Raw genomic sequence first — 16,239 nt, forward strand, 5'->3', positions numbered from 1 at the left:
CAGAATCTGGCCGCCGCGCTCTACGGAACTTCGACCTCCACACGGCAGCTAGCAGCCATCGCGGGATCGGGTCGGGCGGCGAGCGACGCGACGATCGTAGCCGCCGAGCGGCTCGGCGTTACCGTCGCAACCGGCCGGCCATTCACCTCGATTTCGACTGCTTGGTCGAGGTCCACTAGTTCGTCCGAAAGCAGTAGCGACAGCTTCGCACCGGTCAGCGACTGGGAGTCGCTTTCGGACTCGCCGATGTGGGTGGAACGCTACGTTGCGCAGGTTGGCCGGCGGATGGCCCAGCCCGACGCCGAATGCGAGGCTGGTTTCGAGATTCTTGAACGAATGCCAGCCTACGCCCTGTTGAGTTGGCTTTCACGGATTATAGATGAACAACTTAGGGATGTGTTGGAGGATTTGCGTCTCGGTTGCCGCATCCATGGGGGCTTCGAGGAATTGGAGTTGCGAGAACCGTTCCAGCTCCTGCAATTCCTCAGGACCAAGCTGCAAGTCGCCCAGGGGAATGCTGAGGTTTGTCAGGCTGGGGATCTGTCGGAGATGCGAGAGTGCCTGCGCGCCGACTTCGAATCCCCGTAGCTCCATACTTTCCAACTTCGGCAACTTGCGGAGGTGGACAAACCCGTCGCCGGAGATGGTGTTGGTTGGTCTCGAGCTGCCATCCTCTCGGGTTTCAGACGTGACCAGCACCAGTCGTGTGAGATTCTCGAGACCCTGCAGTGGCTGTAGTGCCGCGTTGGAGATTCCCGTCGATTCGATCGAGAGGAACTGCAATCCGGACATCACTCCGATTGCCGTCAGCGGCTCATCGGAGAGCGCGTCGCACTCGATGGCAAGTCGGGTGAGGCTCTCGCACTGAGCAACCGACGCGAGTACCCGCCCATCCACCCAGTCGCCATCGAGACGGAGATAGTCGAGATGCTTGAGTTGAGTGAGGTGGGCTACCGGATCGCCATCGATGTTTCCACGGAGATCTAACTCGCGAAGCTCTCGCAACTGGCCAAGCGGCGCCAGGTTTTCTGCTTCGGCGTTGACTTGATAGAGCGTCAGACGCTGCAGGCCCGACAGGTTTCCGACCTGTTTGAGCGTCTCGGCTTCGGTATGGGCACAGTCGAGGTCCAGCGAATGAAGCGAAGGCAGCCGAGCGAGTCGTGCGAACAGTTGCTGCGACTCGTGATCCGCCGGCGGCTTCTCCACGATGTTGACCAGCACGATACTGGTGAAGTACTCGTCGCCCAGAGTGTCGCGGAGCCATGCAGGGCCAGGCGGGTTGCTGTTTTTCAGCGTAAAGGTGGGATCGCCGGGTTCGACTTCGTAGTCGTAGGTTAGTCGGCCGCCGAGTTGTTCGACCATCGCCCTGGCGGCTCGCTGGACGCCGGCCAAATGCACGCGGTAGCCGAGCCACACGCAGGCAATCGTCGTCGCCACCAACACGGTGCGGAGACTGAACCGGGTCCAATGCGGGCGCCTGGGTGACGAGGTCGGACTACCCAAAGTCCACGCCCTTGAGCCGTGCGATTTCCATGGCGTCTTTGTCGCCGCGCCCGGAGAGGCAGACCACCACCACTTCGTCGGGCTTGCGCTCTTTGGCGATCTCCATTGCTTTGGCGACCGCGTGCGACGACTCGAGCGCCGGCATGATGCCTTCGCTGGCGGCCGTGGCGTCGAATGCGTCCATCGCGGTCGTGTCGCCGCAACTGGTGTACTGCACGCGGCCGGTGTCTTTCCAATAGCTGTGCTCGGGGCCGACGCCTGGGTAGTCGAGTCCGGCGCTCATCGAGTGGACGTCGCAAGTCTGGCCGTCTTCGTCCTGCATCACGTAGCTGAACGACCCATGCAGCACGCCCGGCTGACCGTACGTGAGCGGCGAGGCGTGGTCGCCCGGCTTATCGCTCCGCCCGCCCGCTTCGACGCCCACCAATTCGACTTCAGTGTGCTCGATGAACGGAAAGAACATGCCGGCCGCGTTCGAGCCGCCACCCACGCAAGCGACCACCACGTCGGGCAGTCGCTCGAGTCGCTCTTGGCACTGATCGATCGTCTCGCGGCCGATCACCGATTGGAAGTCGCGGACGATTTGCGGGAACGGGTGCGGGCCGACGACCGAGCCGAGGATGTAATGCGTGTCGTCCACCGAACTCATCCAGTCGCGCATCGCCTCGTTGATTGCGTCGCGCAGAGTGCGTGAACCGCTGGTTACCGGGCGGACCTCGGCGCCGAGCAGTTTCATCGAAAACACGTTCGGCTTTTGGCGGCGAATGTCTTCCTCGCCCATGTACACCACGCACGGCAGGCCGAAGTGGGCACACGCGGTGGCCGTGGCCACACCATGCTGCCCCGCGCCGGTTTCGGCGATCACGCGGCCCTTACCCATGCGGATGGTCAACAGGCATTGGCCGATGGTGTTGTTGATTTTGTGCGCGCCGGTGTGATTGACGTCTTCGCGTTTGAAATAAATCTGCGCGCCGCCGCACTGCTGGCTCAGCCGCTTGGCGTAGTACAGCGGAGAAGGGCGGCCCACGAAGTCGCGCAGCAAGTGTGTCAACTCTTCTTGAAACGCGGTGTCGGCCTTCGCCTTGGCGTATTCGTCGGTCAACTGATCGAGCGCTTTGACCAGCGTCTCGGGCACGTAGCGGCCGCCAAACGTGCCAAACCGCCCGGCAGCGTCGGGCACAGCGGTAGTGGTGGGGGTATTGCTCATGGTGATTGGTTTCCTTTGACCTTTGATTGTCGGCTGCCAGCGGCGAGGGTTCAAGGGCGAGCAGAAGAAGGCAGGATTCAGGATTCGGGCCCTCAGGGGTGGAACCGGCCGCGCCGGTGCGGTTTATTGGTAGTCTAGCGCCCCCACTTCCTTCCGGTATTGTCTATGTCCGAATCGACTGAAACCCCGCCGCCGGATGACGAAGTCGACTCTCGAAAGCTGCGCGAGCGGTGGGCGCCGTTGGGGTTGGTGTTTGCTGGAGGGTTCTGGAACCTTTTGGTTTCGCCGCTGGGCAGTGTGATTGACGAAGATCTTTGGCAATCCTATTGGATGTTTATTGTCGTCGGCACCATGTGGGTGCAACCGGCGCTCTGCGCCGTGTGGGGCGCGTTGGGGGCTCAGGCTTGGGTGTGGCGGATTCCGGCAGGTGTTGCCGTCAGCATCTTCCTGGTATTGGCCATGGGTGGCGACGGCGACGTGCTCGGGCCATTGGTGGGCATGTTGGTGATGCACCTGATGTTCCTTGCGGTGCTGGCGGTGGTTCGGTGGAAGTTCAGAATTCGTCTAGGCACCGCGGCTCACGCTTGCCTTGAAGGCGGGCAGTCAACCTCGTACGGCATGCGTTACCTGTTTCTGTGGACTTCGGTAGCAGCGTTGTTGGCGGGTATGGGAAAGATGATGGCTTTCGGCGCCCAGGATTGGTCGCAAAGCCTCGACGGGATCGCCACCTGGATGTTCGCTTTCCTGGTGCTGTTGCTGCCACCTGTTCTGTTGACGGGCTATTTGTTGCGACTCGAACGTCCGCGACCGCTGGGCGTGGCCATCCCCTTCTTGTCGGCCCCCATCACCGGGCTGGTGGCCGCTGCAGTCTTGGCGCAGCAAACGATGGTGCGATTTTTTTGGGAGGAGATGTATATTCCCTTCCTGCTGATATCTCTAGGAGCCCTATTAGGCGTCGTCGTGGCTGCCGCCGTGTTGCGCTGGGCCGGGTATCGCATCTACAGAAGTCTTCCAACCTAGCCATGCCTGAACTTCCTGAAGTCGAAACCATGCGTCGCGGGCTGCTGCCCATCGTGGGCCGGCAGGTGGTCGACGTGTTGAAGCTGCCCTGCCCGCGGAAGCCGATTGCGGTGACGCCGCGCATCGATCGCTTACGCCGCCGGATGGTAGGGCAGACGATTGAAGCGATTGACCGCGTGGGCAAGCGTGTGGTGGTGGTCCTGGCGAGCGGCGACCGGTTGGTGATCGAGCCCCGCATGACGGGGCTCGTGCTCGTGGCCGATCCGCCCGACCCGATGTACTTGCGGCTGCGGTTCGACGTGTCGGGGAAGCGCTATAAGTCGTTCTACTACTGGGACCGTCGCGGGCTGGGGAAAGTTCGCTTATACTCACCTGCGGAGTTTGCCAAAGAGTTGGGCCCCGAGAAACTCGGCCCCGACGCCCTGGTAATGACCGCCGAAGAATATCGCGCGCGACTTAGCAAGAGTAAACGCGCGATCAAAGTCGCGCTGCTCGATCAGAAGGTCGTCGCGGGCATTGGCAATTTGTACGCGGCCGAGCTATTGCACGTCGCCGGGATCCATCCCGAGAAGGCGTGTCACCGACTCACGCGCGACCAGTGGCGGCGTATGGCCGACGCCGCGGTGGCGGTGCTCGAAGAAGCCATCCGCTACGAAGGCTCCACCCTGGGCGACGGAACCTACCGCAACGCGCTCAATCAAGATGGCGGCTACCAGAACCTGCACCGCGTGTACGGCCGCGAAGGCTTACCCTGCCCACAATGCGGCGCGGCGATCAAGCGCATTGTGCAGGCGCAGCGGTCGACGTTCTTCTGCGCGGCTTGTCAACGCAAGCGACCGACGTAGAACGGAATTCATTCCGTTGCCAAAGATAGCCACGAAGAGGAAGAAAAGTCACGAAAAGTAGTAGGGTTGAATAGTCGCCCAGGGTTCCGGCTTCTCCTCTCTGTGCATCTTCGTGCCTTTTCGTGGCTATTCAATTCGTAGCCCAATGATTTGATGGGCGGCTGCCTAACGGAATAATTTCCGTTACTACGGGGCAAAGCGAATGAATTCCGTTGTGCGGTTTGGTACAATGCCTCGCGTCCCACCTTCCTCTCTCCAGGAGTCGAGCCATGCTGCTGCCAAACGGGCGGAATGCCAATCGTCGCGAGTTTCTTAGCCAAACCGGCAAATTAGCCCTTGGGGCGGGGCTCGCTGCCACGTTGCCCAACGTGCGGTTGCTCGGCGCGGAGGCCAAGCAGAAAGAGTCGACACCCGAGTCGCTTACCAAGGTGCTGTACGAGTCGCTTTCGCCCAAGCAGCGCGAGGCGGTTTGCTTCGATTGGGATCACGAAGACGGTCGCGGGCTGCTCCGCACGCACGTGTCGGCCAACTGGGACATTACCGAGCAGTACTTGGCCAGCGACTTCTACACCGACGACCAGCGCGAGATCGTGCGGCACATTCTCGAAGGCATCATCCAGCCCGAGTGGCACGAGCGGATCTATAAGCAACTGAAGGACGACTCAGGCGGGTTCGGCAAGCAGAACAGCATCGCCATCTTCGGCGAGCCGGGCTCGGACAAGTGCGAGTTGGTGCTCACCGGCCGGCACATGACCTTGCGGGCCGACGGCAACACCACGCCGCACGTGGCGTTCGGCGGACCGATCTTCTACGGCCACGCCGCGCAGGGCTTTGACGAGAAGCCGGACCATCCGGGCAACGTCTTCTGGCCGCAAGCCAAGGCAGCCAACAAGCTGTACCAAATGCTCGACGGCGAGCAGCAAGAGGCCGCGCTGGTGCGGAACCCCAAAATGCCCGCCGAGGACGATGTGTACTTCGAGGGCACGGGAGAGAAAGCCGCGAAGGAGCTGCAGGGCATTCCCATCGCGCAGCTGGCGAGTGATCAGAAAGAGCACATGCAGAAGGTGCTGAAGAAGCTGATCGAGCCCTACCGCCAAAGCGACCAGGACGAAGTCGTGGCGTGCCTCGACAAGTTCGGCGGCCTCGACGCGTGCCATTTGGCGTTCTACGAAGAGGACGACCTGGGCAAAGACCGCGTATGGGACAACTGGCGACTCGAAGGCCCTGCGTTCGTCTGGCACTTCCGCGGCGCACCGCACGTCCACTGCTGGGTGAACGTGGCCGACAATCCCGAGGTGGAACTCAACGCGGGGTAAGCCCGTTGGGGACTATAGCCGACGAGCTACGCCTCGTCGGTCCGTTACTCCACCTCGCACAACGGCTTGATCGGACTAGTCGAACTCAACAGCTTCTTCAGCGTCACGCGGCCGAAGGAGGCCTCGGTGGCCGCGTAGGCGCGGTCCAGTTCTTTGTGTAGCGGGCAGAGCTGGGTGTGCGATTCGAGGCCCAGCGGGCATTGGCGGATTCGTTCGATGGGCGAGACAGCGTTGACGATGTCGAGAATCGTCACTTTGTTGGTCGGCAGGGCCAGTTCGTAGCCGCCACCGGGGCCGGAACGCGAACGCACCAACTCGGCGGCCACCAGGTCTTGCAACACACGATGCAAGTATCGGCGCGGCACTTGGGTTTTCTTGGCCAGCAGGTCGGCCGATGCAGGCTGGCCGGACTCAGCCGCCATGTAGGCCATTGCCCGCAGGGCGTACTCGGCAGTTTTGGATAGCATGGTCGCGTTTCTCGTGTGCGAGGGCTATTCTGCACCTTGACGTGCAGGATGTATCCTGTACCTTATTGTACACGATTTTGCCCAGGGCCGGCTACTTCCAAAGCTCACCAAGTTGCGAGGAATTCATGCTTCAACCAACCACCATCGAGATCGTCAAGCAGATTACCCCCGCAGTCGCGCCGTTGGCCGAGACGATTACCAAGGCGTTCTACACGCGGATGTTTCGGGAGAACCCGGAAGTTCAGGCGTATTTCAATGCGGCCCATCAGCACGCCGGCGGTCAGCAGCGGGCCCTGGCAGGTGCGATTTGCGCTTACTTCAGCAACATCGACAATCTTGGCGAGCTCGCCGGCGCGGTGGAGTTGATCGCTCAGAAGCATTGCTCGCTCGGCATCCAGCCGGAGCACTATCCCATTGTCGGCAAGCACCTGTTGGCGGCCATCAAAGAGGTGCTGGGCGATGCGGTCACGCCGGAGGTGGAAGACGCCGTGCTGGACGCCTATCAGGTGCTGGCCGGGGTGCTGATCGACCGCGAAGCGGCCATTTACCAAGAGCAGCGCGATGCGCCTGGCGGCTGGAATGGTTACCGCGAGTTGGTGGTGGATCGCAAAGTGCCGGAGAGCGAGTTGGTGACTTCGTTCTACCTGCGGCCCAGCGACGATCGACCTCTGCCCGACTACCAGCCAGGGCAGTATATTACGGTGCGCGTCGACCATCCGACCACGCCCACCTCGCCGCGCAACTACAGCCTGTCGGATCGCCCTGGCGCGGGCTACTACCGCATTAGCGTGAAGCGCGAGTCGAGCGCCACAGCCGATGCACCGGACGGTTTGATCTCCAACTACCTGCACGACAGCGTGCAAGAGGGCGACAAGATCGAAGCGGGACCGCCGTGCGGCGAGTTCACGCTGGGCGGTTCGCCCGACGCGGCGCGTCCCGTGGTGCTGCTGGCCGGCGGCATTGGCGCCACGCCGCTGATGTCGATCGCCCGCCATCTGGCCCATCAGGATGCAGATCGGCCCGTGTATGTTTTGCACGCAGCGCGGAACAGTCGCGTGCAGGCGTTTGCCGATGAGCTGCGCGAGCTGGACTCGAAAGAGAACTTCCACGTGCATGTTCGCTACGACGAGCCGCTCGCCGACGACGTGGAACGAGGGCGATGCGACAGCACCGGTAGGGTCGACGTTGAGTTTCTGCGCGGGTGGACGCCGTATCTCGACGCGGAGTTTTATTTTTGCGGACCGCCTCCGTTTATGACCGAGGTGCACGCCGCGCTAACGCAACTCGACGTGAGCCCGGACCGCATCCGCTACGAGTACTTTGGTCCGCTGCAGGAAATCAGCAGCCCGGCGGTGGCATGACGCTGCGTGCACAGCAAAGCTACGCGATGCGATCTACCAGGCCCGGCGGAATGCCGATGTCGACCACTTCCACTTCGCCAACGAAGTCGCGCGCAGCTGGTTGTTTGTAGCCGATCTTGGTGGTGACGAACGTGGCGGTCACGTCGGCGCGGACCGTGGTGGGAGACGCCTGACCGGTGTCGCAGTCGAGCCCGCTCGGTACGTCGATGGCCAAGCGTTTGGCGTTCTCCGCATTCATCCACTCGATGATCGCATCGTACGGAGGGCGCGGCGCACCGGTTGCGCCGGTGCCGAGCAGGCAATCGACCAACCAATTACAGCCATCGGCGGCGAAGTCCAAGGCCTCGGGTAGCGAAGCGGGGCCGCCTTCCTCCGAAAGATAAACGATCTGCGCGTGCGCCTTGCGCAGGATCGCAAAATTCGCCGCCGCGTCGCCGGTGAGTTCTTCGGCTGGCGGTACCAACAGCACCCGCGGCTCGTAACCACGGATCCACAAGTGGCGGGCGATAACGAAGCCGTCGCCGCCGTTGTTGCCCTTGCCGCACACGATGGCGACCGGACCTCGCACGCCGCGCCGCTCCAAGAGATCAACGCAACCGCGGCCGGCGTTCTCCATCAACACCAGTCCCGACATGCCATACTCCTCGATGGCGATGCGGTCGACTTCGCGAGACTGCTGTCGGTTAAGTGCACGTGGAGAGTTCATACGGTTAGTTATCGCACCATCAGTGGTCGAGTTGCAACGGCCGGCCGCTTGCAGCTTGGCCCACCCCATGTGATAGAATGCACCTATGCAAGACGTTTCCTCTCAACCGCTGCCGAAGCTGGAGCCTCGCGACCGCCATGGTCACAAGGGAAGCTATGGTCGCGTGCTGCTGATTGGTGGTTCGCGGGGCATGGCAGGCAGCATTTCGCTGTCGGGGATGGCTGCGCTGCGCTCCGGTGCAGGGCTGGTGACCATTGCCACGCCGCGATGCGTGCAATCGGTGGTGGCGAGTTTCGCGCCGGCCTACATGACCGTGGGCCTGGCGGACAACGACGACACATTCGACACACCGGCCATCGATCCGCTGCTCGAGCTGGCCTCCAAGGCAGACGTCGTGGCGCTGGGGCCGGGACTGGGGCGTTCGCCGGCCGTGACGAACATCGTCAAGCGACTGTACGGCGAAGTGACCGCGCCGATGGTGGTCGACGCCGATGGACTCAACGCGGTGGCCGAGTCGCCTGCGGTGCTCTCGGCGCCGCCGGCGGTGCGGATCCTCACTCCGCACCCCGGAGAGTTTGCCCGGCTAACTGGGGATAGCGTCGGCATCCGACCATCAACGCGATCGAAAGCCGCGCTACAACTCGCCACGCGCGATCCTTCGGGGCAGACCATCGTGGTGCTCAAAGGCGCGGGAACCGTGGTGGCCAACAACCAGCAGTACGCGGTGAACTCTACGGGCAACCCCGGCATGGCGACCGGCGGCACGGGCGACGTGCTTACCGGCATCGTGGCCGCGCTCGCCGCGCAGGGGCTCGAAGCATGGCAAGCCGCGCGACTCGCTGTGCACGTCCACGGCCTGGCGGGCGATCTGGCTGCCGAGCAAGTGGGGCAGGTTTCGCTGATCGCGCCCGACCTGATCGAATTCCTGCCGGTGGCTTTCGAGCAGCTTTGATACCGAATTGCTGGTTTCGCCGGTAGTAAGCATCCGCCCCGCGTTGACCTTCCTGGCAGTGCGTTCGATACTGTAGTTTCCCCGACCATCGAGAGTGCCGAGAACCGCCTGTGCCCGTTATCCGCCATGTTCACGACCTGCCGCCCATCGCCCGAGGTGGGGCAGTGAGCATAGGCAACTTCGACGGGGTGCATCGCGGCCACGCGTGTTTGATCGAACGACTGCGGCAGCGCGCGGCCGAAGTCAACGGCCCGGCGGTGGTGTTTACGTTCGATCCGCACCCGGCGCGACTCTTGAGGCCAGAGGCCTGCCCGTTGCCGCTCACTTGGACGGAGCGGAAGGCGGAGCTGCTGGCCGAGCTGGGTATCGACTGGGTAGTGGCCTATCCCACCGACATGGGACTGCTGTCGCTCTCCCCGCGCGAATTCTTCGATCGTGTGATCGTCGAAGTGCTTGACGCCAGAGCGATTGTCGAGGGGCCCAACTTCTTCTTCGGCAAGAATCGCGCGGGCAACGTCGACACGCTGGCGGAGTTCGCCGCCAGCGAAGGGATGACGCTCGACATCGTCGAACCGATTGAAACCGACGGCTCGATGATCAGCAGCTCGCGGGTCCGCGACCTGGTGAGCCTGGGCCGCGTGGGCGAGGCGCGAAAGTGGCTCACCTCGCCGTACCGCATTCGCGGCCTCGTGACTCACGGGGCAGGGCGGGGCACCGACCTCGGGTTCCCCACCGCCAACCTCGAAGGGGTCGACACGTTGCTACCGGCCCACGGCGTGTACGCCGGAGCCGCGTGGCTTGGCAATCGGGCATGGCCCGCCGCGCTGAACCTGGGACCCAATCCCACGTTCGGCGATCTGGCGACCAAAGTGGAGGTGCACCTGATTGGCACCGACGAGACACTGTACGGCCAGATTCTGGAAGTTGATCTTCTCGAGCGACTGCGCGACACGCGCGCGTTCGACTCCGCCGATGCACTCACCAAACAACTCAAAGCCGACGTGGCGGTCGCGGGCCAGAGGGCTTCGGACTACCTTTCGAGCATCGGCCGAACCGTAGGGAGAACTTGATGGCCATCGCCTGGCGACCGTTTGTTGACTTGGTGGGCGAGCACCAGTCGTTCGTGCTCACCACCCATCAACGCCCCGACTGCGACGCGCTGGGGAGCGAACTGGCCATGGCCGCCGCGCTCGAGTCGCTCGGCAAGACGGTGCGAGTCGTCAACGCCGACGCAGTGCCGCCGCACATCGCGTTCATGGATCGGCATAACAAGATCGAAGTGTTGGGCGAACACGTTCTACCCACCGCGCTACTGGCCAACGACGTCGACGTGATGATGGTGCTCGATACCAGCGCCTGGCAGCAGGTCGGGCCGATGGGCGACGTGCTGCGCGAGTCGACCGCCAAGAAGGTAGTGATCGATCACCACGTGGGCGGCGACGACATGGATGCGGTGGTGTTCAAAGACGACTCGGCCGAAGCGAACGGCCGCTTGGTGCTCGAAGCGATCGAAGCGCTGGGCGTCTCTCTGAACGAAGAGATGGCCACTATGTTGTTCGCTGCGATCGCGACCGACACGGGTTGGTTTCGATTCAACTCGGTGGGATCGATCACCTACGCAGCGGTGGAAAAACTGGTGGCCGCCGGTGCCTCGCCGGCGGGGATCTTCAGCCTGTTGTACGAACAGAACTCGCTGGCACGCGTACTTCTACATGGATGCATCTTGCAGGATATTCGGATCGAGCCGGGCGGCCGCGTGGCGCACGCGGCGGCGACTTTGGACGACTTTGCATCGACCGGCTCGGAGCCGAGCGACAGCGAAGATGTCGTCAATCGGCTGCTCACCATCGCCGGCGTCGAGGTCGCAGCGCTGTTCGTGGCCCTGGAAAACAAGTTGACCAAGGTTAGCCTGCGAAGTCGCAACGACGCGGACGTTCGAGCGGTGGCCGAAGTGTTCGGCGGTGGCGGCCATCGTGCGGCTGCCGGGCTTCGCGTCGCAGAATCGGTAGAAAAAACCCGAGAGTTGGTTGTAGCGGAGCTGTGCAATAAAATAGGGTAAAATGAATCTTCGTCCATAAAAATGTCGACCGCCGTGCGGTGAGTATTATAGAAGGCGAGCACAACCATGAGTGAAGATACTACCACACAAGCCAACGAACCCCGACGATCGTTTGGCACCAAACTGCTGGCCGCGCTGTTGGGCATCGGGGCGCTGCTCGCGCCAACGGCCGCTGGCGTTGCCGTGCTGCTCGATCCGGTGCTCAAGAAACGCAGAGGCTCCGGCGCTGCCAGCGACGATGGCAACTGGATTCGCGTCGCATCGATCGATCAGATTCCGCCCGACGGCGTGCCGCGCCAGTTTGCGGTGGTCGATCCCAAGCCGACCGACAAGTGGAACTTATACGAGCCACAGTCCGAACGCCCGGTGCTGTTAAGACGCACCAGCGAGAACGAAACGCCCGTGGCGCTGAGCGTCACGTGTCCCCACCTGGGCTGCATCGTTAGCTACGATGCGAAAGCGGAAGACATTGTCTGCCCATGCCACAACGCGGTGTTCGACGTCGCCGGCAAGCGCCTGGACAAGAACAGCGTCAGCCCACGCGACCTCGACCCGATGGAGGTGAAGGTCGACAAGCAAACCGGCGATGTGCTGGTGAACTACAAACGCTTCAAAGGCGGCATCGCCGAGCGAGAAGCGATCTAGCGATGGGCGGTTACTGAAAACAAATGCACGCGGTTCATCATGCAATCGATACTCAACTGGCTGGATAATCGGACGGGCTTCCGCGGGGCGGTTCATTCCGTGTTCTATCAACGCGTGCCCGGCGGGGCAAAGTGGCGTTACATCTGGGGCACCGCGCTGTTGTTCGCCGTGGTGGTGCAGTTCATCACCGGCCTGTTCCTGTGGATGCACTACAGCCCCAGCACGCAAACCGCTTGGGAGAGCGTGTACTACATCGAACACGAGATGACTGGCGGCTCGATGCTGCGTGGCATTCATCACTACATGTCGTCGGCCGTGATGGTGCTGATTGCCATTCATCTGATGCAAGTGGTGATCTACGGTGCGTACCGCGCGCCGCGCGAAGTAACCTATTGGATCGGCCTGGCGATGATGATCGTGCTGTTTGGGCTCGGGCAGACTGGCTACCTGTTGCCGTGGGACCAGCGCGGCTTTCAGGCGTCGCAAGTGGCCACCAACATTGCCGGCGTGACGCCAGGCGTGGGCGACGACATGAAGTCGATCGCCGTGGGCGGCAGCGAGTTCGGCCATCACACGCTCACGCGGTTCTTCGCCCTGCACGCCGGCGTGCTGCCGGGCATTCTGTTGCTGCTGGTGGTATTGCACGCGGCCGTCGGCCGACGCCATGGTTACACACCGGACGAGGAGGATTCCGAAAAGTCCTCCGCGCCGTACTGGCCTGATCAGGCGCTGCGCGATGGAGTGGCCTGCCTGGCGGTGATCGGCACGGTGTGGACCATCACCATGCTGCGCCCCGCGGAACTTGGCCCACCGAGCGACGCCACAGTCGAATTCAACACCGCCCGTCCCGAGTGGTACTTCCGCTTTTTGTTCCAACTGCTGAAGTACTTCCAAGGCGCGAGCGGCATGTTCATTGCCTCGCAAGTGATCCCCGGCCTAATCATGCTGGTGATGGTGCTGATGCCATTTATCGGCAAGTGGAACCTGGGCCGACGGTTCAACACGTTGTTCGTGCTGGCCGTGATGGTGGGCATCATTAGCCTGTCGGCGATTTCGTTCTACGAGGACTACAACGGCAAGACCGAGAAGTCGCAGCACTACAAGGCCGATCTCCGGCTCGCTCAGGCCGAGGCCGAGCGGGCCGTGGAACTGGCGTCGATGGGTGTCCCGGTAGCGGGCGCGCGCGATCAGACGCGGCACGATCCGATGATCGCCGGCAGGCGATTGTTCAAACAGCACTGCGCGAGTTGCCACAGCCACCACGATCCAACACCGAGGAAGCTGGCTAGTGACTACGACCCATTGCTTACCGTGCACGTCGAAGAACCGACCGCGCCGAACCTGTACGGCTTTGGCAGCCGCCGGTGGATGGAAGGAATGCTCAACCCCGATCAAATTGCAGGGCCCAACTATTTCGAGCATACGATCTTCGCCGAAGGGGATATGGTCGATTGGGTGAAGACCTCCATTGGTGATGAGCTGGCCGACCTGCCAGACGACGAGAAGAAAGCGTTCCAGATGAAGGTGAAGGCTGCCGCCTGGGCCATTTCGTCGCTCGCCGAGTTGCCCTACCAGCGCGAGATGGACGCGAAGGACTCTGAGCAGATTGAGCAAGGCATGGAACTGGTAATTAACGAGTTCTCTTGCATCGATTGCCATTCGCTGGGCGAAGAGGAAGTCGGCGCGGGACCGGACCTCACCGGCTACGCCTCCGAAGAGTGGCTTACCGAGTTCATTCGCAACCCGCAGACCGAACGGTTCTATTACTCCGAGGACAACTACGACGAGGTCGATCGCCTGATGCCGGGCTTCGCCACGCATCCGGACAATCCGGACCTCAACACATTATCTGAGGAGAATATCTCGCTGATCGTCCGCTGGATGCGCCGCGACTGGCCCGTCGCGCAAGCGTCGGAAGAGCCCGATTCGCCCGAACCGGAAGCCGGCGCTGAGGCAGAGGAAGCAGAGGGCGACGACGAATCGGATGCTTCGGACAGCGATGAGTAGCCGTATCGGCTTTTCTCTAATCCGCAAAATCGTCAAAGTTTCGCGCCGCCGCTGTCGATGCAAGTAACGAGACTATCGCTCGTTCTCGACAGGATTAAGGATTGCGCGACCATGTGGTGCCAGCATTGCGGCCAAGACGTACCTGCTATCACCGCCGGGACTGGGGTGCCGGCCGAGTGCAGTCGTTGCGGACGGCCAGCCAGTCGCAAGGCCGAAGCCCTAAAGCACGAAGCTAGCGAAACGACCACCAGCGAAGAGTGGTCGACCGATCGGCGGCTGCGTCACATTGGCCGCTCGCTTCGCACACCGCTCAAGGTAAGCAGCAACTCCGACACCGGCGAGGCCACGCTGCATTGGGTCGACACGCTCGCGCTGCCGGCGGGTAGCGAGTCGACCAAGCAACGCAAACCGACCGTTGACTACTCTCGTGCCGCCCGAGCGCGACGCGCGGGCGACCGTCGCATGCAGATCGTGGCTTGGCTCGCCCTGGTGTTAGGGTTGGGGCTTGCTGCTGGCGGGGTGACGCTGGTGGGCATGGGCATGTTTGGCGAGGAGCCCCGCTTCTGGCAATGGGGCGTTGGCGTAACGCTTGCCGGGCAAGCGGTGTTGATCGGCGGACTCGTCCGCGTGCTCACCAGCCTGTGGAACGCCAGCCGCGCGGCCGCTCGCCGCGTAGTCGAGATGCAACACGAACTGGCCGAAGTCGGCCGCACCGCCGAAGCCATCATTGCCCAACGCCCAGGCGGACCAAGCGGCTTCTATGGCGAGCTGGCCCGCGGCGCCAGCCCCGCGCTGCTGCTTGCCAATCTGAAAGGCCAGATCGATCACCTTGCCACACGTTTGCATCAAGACATCTAATCGTGCCCGTTCGCTCCGCGAACGAGGTTTAGAGCGCAACGCGCCTCAATAATATGGGGCACTCGTTCGCGGAGCGAACGGCGACTATCAAGTTTACTGCTCGAGCATCGCATCCGCCGCAGCTGCGTTTGGATCGTTCGGCGGATCTTTCGGCGGCGGTGCCGGCGCTTCGGCCGGTTCCAATGGCAAGAACGCCCGCGCGTGGTTGGCCACGCCAACTAGTTCGACCACGCGACGGAACCGCAATTCGGCCGCCTCGGTCTGGCCATCGAAGTACTGCATCACGGCCAGCATGTACAGTGCGTCGGCGTTGTTGGGGTGCTCCGCAACGTAGCGGTGCAACTCCCGAAACACCTCGCGCTTCGCTTCGGCCGTGGGATAGAGTTCTTCGAGCACAAAGCCAGAGTCGGGCCAGTCGGGCTTGAGCGCCAGTCCTTCTTGCATGGCCACCACCGCTTCGGCGTACCGCCCTGCGCCCATCTCGGCGAAGCCTTGTCGGAAGTAGATATCAGCGATGTCCGACGCTTGCGACTCCGCCTTGCGATACCGCTCGGCCGCCTTCCGGTAGTTGCCACGTTGGAAGTAGCGATCGCCGTGCTCGACGAACTTCCACGCCCTGGCTCTGGCCGTGGGGTTGCTAATCCTCGGTGGCGCCACTGGCGCTTGAGCAGCGGCGATGCGGATGGGATTGCGGTTGACTACACCGGCGTTTTGGTTGTTGCCACCCACGCCCAGGAATTCCTGTGCGGCCCGCGGCCCGAACAGTGCGCCGGCGTCACCCACGATCATGGGATAGTATCCGATGCGACATCGCCCGTTGCACCAACGCCCGCCACAGTACGGACACAGGTAGCCGTCGGCAAAGTAATACGAGCCGCCGTAGTAGTAGGTGCCGCCGGGGTACCAACCATAGTAGTACCCGCCGCCGGGAGCGTAGTAATGCGTGGTCCGCCGGTTCGATGGGCGCGAGAGGATGCCGTTGCGATCCACCCCGGTGCCGGGCTGGTAGTTCCGCGGTGTTTTGATATCCGGCGCGGTGCGGATAATCTGCGCGTTGCACTCTGGCATGCTGCCCAAGGCAATCGCTGCGCAACTGACAATCAACGCCAACGGAAAACGTCTCATCTGCAGACTCCCCTGCGAAATGCACTCCATCGAGTCGCCACTGCTTGTAATTATTGCAATAATGCGGGATTCAGCAAATGGAATCTCGTCTTCCAAGGGGCGCCGCGTACTTGTGGTATCGCGCGACCGCGTGGTTTATACTGCACCGCTCGCGAAAAGTCGCGCCAC

Annotated in this window: 16 protein-coding genes; 10 read left to right on the top strand and 6 right to left on the bottom strand. The window is 62.4% G+C overall.

The genetic code is table 11. The features are described 5' to 3' along the window. Window positions 1-20: 20 nt before the first annotated feature. The 3 genes from ACQK2L_RS09880 to trpB all read right to left on the bottom strand — a co-directional run bounded on the left by ACQK2L_RS09880 (window position 21) and on the right by trpB (window position 2,710). Complete coding sequence (locus tag ACQK2L_RS09880; protein WP_425396790.1) at window positions 21-176, bottom strand: hypothetical protein; 156 nt, start codon at window positions 174-176, stop codon at window positions 21-23. A 190-nt stretch (window positions 177-366) separates the two neighbouring features. Next, window positions 367-1,437 carry a leucine-rich repeat domain-containing protein gene (locus ACQK2L_RS09885; protein ID WP_425396791.1) on the bottom strand — a complete coding sequence of 357 codons (1,071 nt, stop codon included), beginning with the start codon at window positions 1,435-1,437 and terminating at the stop codon, window positions 367-369. Window positions 1,438-1,495: 58 nt separating this feature from the next. Beyond that, entirely contained in the window at window positions 1,496-2,710 is a 1,215-nt protein-coding gene (gene trpB, locus ACQK2L_RS09890; RefSeq protein WP_425396792.1) for a tryptophan synthase subunit beta, read from the bottom strand. 165 nt (window positions 2,711-2,875) lie between these two features. Here trpB and ACQK2L_RS09895 point away from each other — a divergent pair, with 165 nt between their 5' ends. From ACQK2L_RS09895 to ACQK2L_RS09905, 3 genes are all read left to right on the top strand, one after another. Beyond that, window positions 2,876-3,730 (top strand): hypothetical protein, encoded by an 855-nt coding sequence (locus ACQK2L_RS09895; RefSeq protein WP_425396793.1) that lies wholly within the window; start codon window positions 2,876-2,878, stop codon window positions 3,728-3,730. A 2-nt stretch (window positions 3,731-3,732) separates the two neighbouring features. Then, window positions 3,733-4,575, top strand: coding sequence for a bifunctional DNA-formamidopyrimidine glycosylase/DNA-(apurinic or apyrimidinic site) lyase (gene mutM, locus ACQK2L_RS09900; protein WP_425396794.1), 843 nt, complete (start codon window positions 3,733-3,735; stop codon window positions 4,573-4,575). Window positions 4,576-4,844: 269 nt separating this feature from the next. Beyond that, window positions 4,845-5,891: a DUF3500 domain-containing protein gene (locus ACQK2L_RS09905; protein ID WP_425396795.1), complete on the top strand. Its 1,047-nt coding sequence runs from the start codon at window positions 4,845-4,847 to the stop codon at window positions 5,889-5,891. 44 nt (window positions 5,892-5,935) lie between these two features. Here ACQK2L_RS09905 and ACQK2L_RS09910 read toward each other — a convergent pair whose 3' ends face one another. Beyond that, window positions 5,936-6,358 (bottom strand): RrF2 family transcriptional regulator, encoded by a 423-nt coding sequence (locus ACQK2L_RS09910; protein WP_425396796.1) that lies wholly within the window; start codon window positions 6,356-6,358, stop codon window positions 5,936-5,938. 125 nt (window positions 6,359-6,483) lie between these two features. On the opposite strand from ACQK2L_RS09910, the gene hmpA reads away from it, so the two are divergent. Next, entirely contained in the window at window positions 6,484-7,719 is a 1,236-nt protein-coding gene (gene hmpA, locus ACQK2L_RS09915; protein ID WP_425396797.1) for an NO-inducible flavohemoprotein, read from the top strand. 19 nt (window positions 7,720-7,738) lie between these two features. Here the strand turns inward: hmpA and ACQK2L_RS09920 are convergent, their stop codons facing one another. Further along, on the bottom strand, window positions 7,739-8,425 hold the full coding sequence (locus ACQK2L_RS09920; protein ID WP_425396798.1) for an NAD(P)H-hydrate epimerase: 687 nt from the start codon (window positions 8,423-8,425) through the stop codon (window positions 7,739-7,741). 85 nt (window positions 8,426-8,510) lie between these two features. On the opposite strand from ACQK2L_RS09920, the gene ACQK2L_RS09925 reads away from it, so the two are divergent. The 6 genes from ACQK2L_RS09925 to ACQK2L_RS09950 all read left to right on the top strand — a co-directional run bounded on the left by ACQK2L_RS09925 (window position 8,511) and on the right by ACQK2L_RS09950 (window position 14,946). Further along, window positions 8,511-9,377 (top strand): NAD(P)H-hydrate dehydratase, encoded by an 867-nt coding sequence (locus tag ACQK2L_RS09925; RefSeq protein ID WP_425396799.1) that lies wholly within the window; start codon window positions 8,511-8,513, stop codon window positions 9,375-9,377. 110 nt (window positions 9,378-9,487) lie between these two features. Continuing rightward, window positions 9,488-10,447 carry a bifunctional riboflavin kinase/FAD synthetase gene (locus tag ACQK2L_RS09930; RefSeq protein WP_425396800.1) on the top strand — a complete coding sequence of 320 codons (960 nt, stop codon included), beginning with the start codon at window positions 9,488-9,490 and terminating at the stop codon, window positions 10,445-10,447. After that, window positions 10,447-11,436 (top strand): DHH family phosphoesterase, encoded by a 990-nt coding sequence (locus ACQK2L_RS09935; RefSeq protein ID WP_425396801.1) that lies wholly within the window; start codon window positions 10,447-10,449, stop codon window positions 11,434-11,436. Before ACQK2L_RS09930 ends, ACQK2L_RS09935 begins: the two co-directional genes overlap by 1 nt. A gap of 66 nt (window positions 11,437-11,502) precedes the next feature. After that, window positions 11,503-12,081 (top strand): ubiquinol-cytochrome c reductase iron-sulfur subunit, encoded by a 579-nt coding sequence (locus ACQK2L_RS09940; RefSeq protein ID WP_425396802.1) that lies wholly within the window; start codon window positions 11,503-11,505, stop codon window positions 12,079-12,081. 39 nt (window positions 12,082-12,120) lie between these two features. After that, window positions 12,121-14,088 carry a cytochrome b N-terminal domain-containing protein gene (locus tag ACQK2L_RS09945; RefSeq protein ID WP_425396803.1) on the top strand — a complete coding sequence of 656 codons (1,968 nt, stop codon included), beginning with the start codon at window positions 12,121-12,123 and terminating at the stop codon, window positions 14,086-14,088. Window positions 14,089-14,199: 111 nt separating this feature from the next. After that, window positions 14,200-14,946: a hypothetical protein gene (locus tag ACQK2L_RS09950; protein ID WP_425396804.1), complete on the top strand. Its 747-nt coding sequence runs from the start codon at window positions 14,200-14,202 to the stop codon at window positions 14,944-14,946. A gap of 93 nt (window positions 14,947-15,039) precedes the next feature. On the opposite strand, the gene ACQK2L_RS09955 is transcribed toward ACQK2L_RS09950, so the two are convergent. After that, window positions 15,040-16,071, bottom strand: a complete 1,032-nt coding sequence (locus ACQK2L_RS09955) for a tetratricopeptide repeat protein (RefSeq protein WP_425396805.1) — start codon at window positions 16,069-16,071, stop codon at window positions 15,040-15,042. Window positions 16,072-16,239: the final 168 nt, after the last annotated feature.

This window comes from Aeoliella sp., assembly GCF_965227375.1.
Taxonomy (GTDB): Bacteria; Planctomycetota; Planctomycetia; order Pirellulales; family Lacipirellulaceae; genus Aeoliella.

What these genes read in the sequence shown, in the direction of transcription:
- trpB (WP_425396792.1), bottom strand. Translation starts at nt 2,710, where the DNA reads ATGAGCAATACCCCCACCACTACCGCTGTGCCCGACGCTGCCGGGCGG.
- ACQK2L_RS09895 (WP_425396793.1), top strand. Translation starts at nt 2,876, where the DNA reads ATGTCCGAATCGACTGAAACCCCGCCGCCGGATGACGAAGTCGACTCT.
- mutM (WP_425396794.1), top strand. Translation starts at nt 3,733, where the DNA reads ATGCCTGAACTTCCTGAAGTCGAAACCATGCGTCGCGGGCTGCTGCCC.
- ACQK2L_RS09905 (WP_425396795.1), top strand. Translation starts at nt 4,845, where the DNA reads ATGCTGCTGCCAAACGGGCGGAATGCCAATCGTCGCGAGTTTCTTAGC.
- ACQK2L_RS09910 (WP_425396796.1), bottom strand. Translation starts at nt 6,358, where the DNA reads ATGCTATCCAAAACTGCCGAGTACGCCCTGCGGGCAATGGCCTACATG.
- hmpA (WP_425396797.1), top strand. Translation starts at nt 6,484, where the DNA reads ATGCTTCAACCAACCACCATCGAGATCGTCAAGCAGATTACCCCCGCA.
- ACQK2L_RS09920 (WP_425396798.1), bottom strand. Translation starts at nt 8,425, where the DNA reads ATGAACTCTCCACGTGCACTTAACCGACAGCAGTCTCGCGAAGTCGAC.
- ACQK2L_RS09925 (WP_425396799.1), top strand. Translation starts at nt 8,511, where the DNA reads ATGCAAGACGTTTCCTCTCAACCGCTGCCGAAGCTGGAGCCTCGCGAC.
- ACQK2L_RS09935 (WP_425396801.1), top strand. Translation starts at nt 10,447, where the DNA reads ATGGCCATCGCCTGGCGACCGTTTGTTGACTTGGTGGGCGAGCACCAG.
- ACQK2L_RS09940 (WP_425396802.1), top strand. Translation starts at nt 11,503, where the DNA reads ATGAGTGAAGATACTACCACACAAGCCAACGAACCCCGACGATCGTTT.
- ACQK2L_RS09945 (WP_425396803.1), top strand. Translation starts at nt 12,121, where the DNA reads ATGCAATCGATACTCAACTGGCTGGATAATCGGACGGGCTTCCGCGGG.
- ACQK2L_RS09950 (WP_425396804.1), top strand. Translation starts at nt 14,200, where the DNA reads ATGTGGTGCCAGCATTGCGGCCAAGACGTACCTGCTATCACCGCCGGG.
- ACQK2L_RS09955 (WP_425396805.1), bottom strand. Translation starts at nt 16,071, where the DNA reads ATGAGACGTTTTCCGTTGGCGTTGATTGTCAGTTGCGCAGCGATTGCC.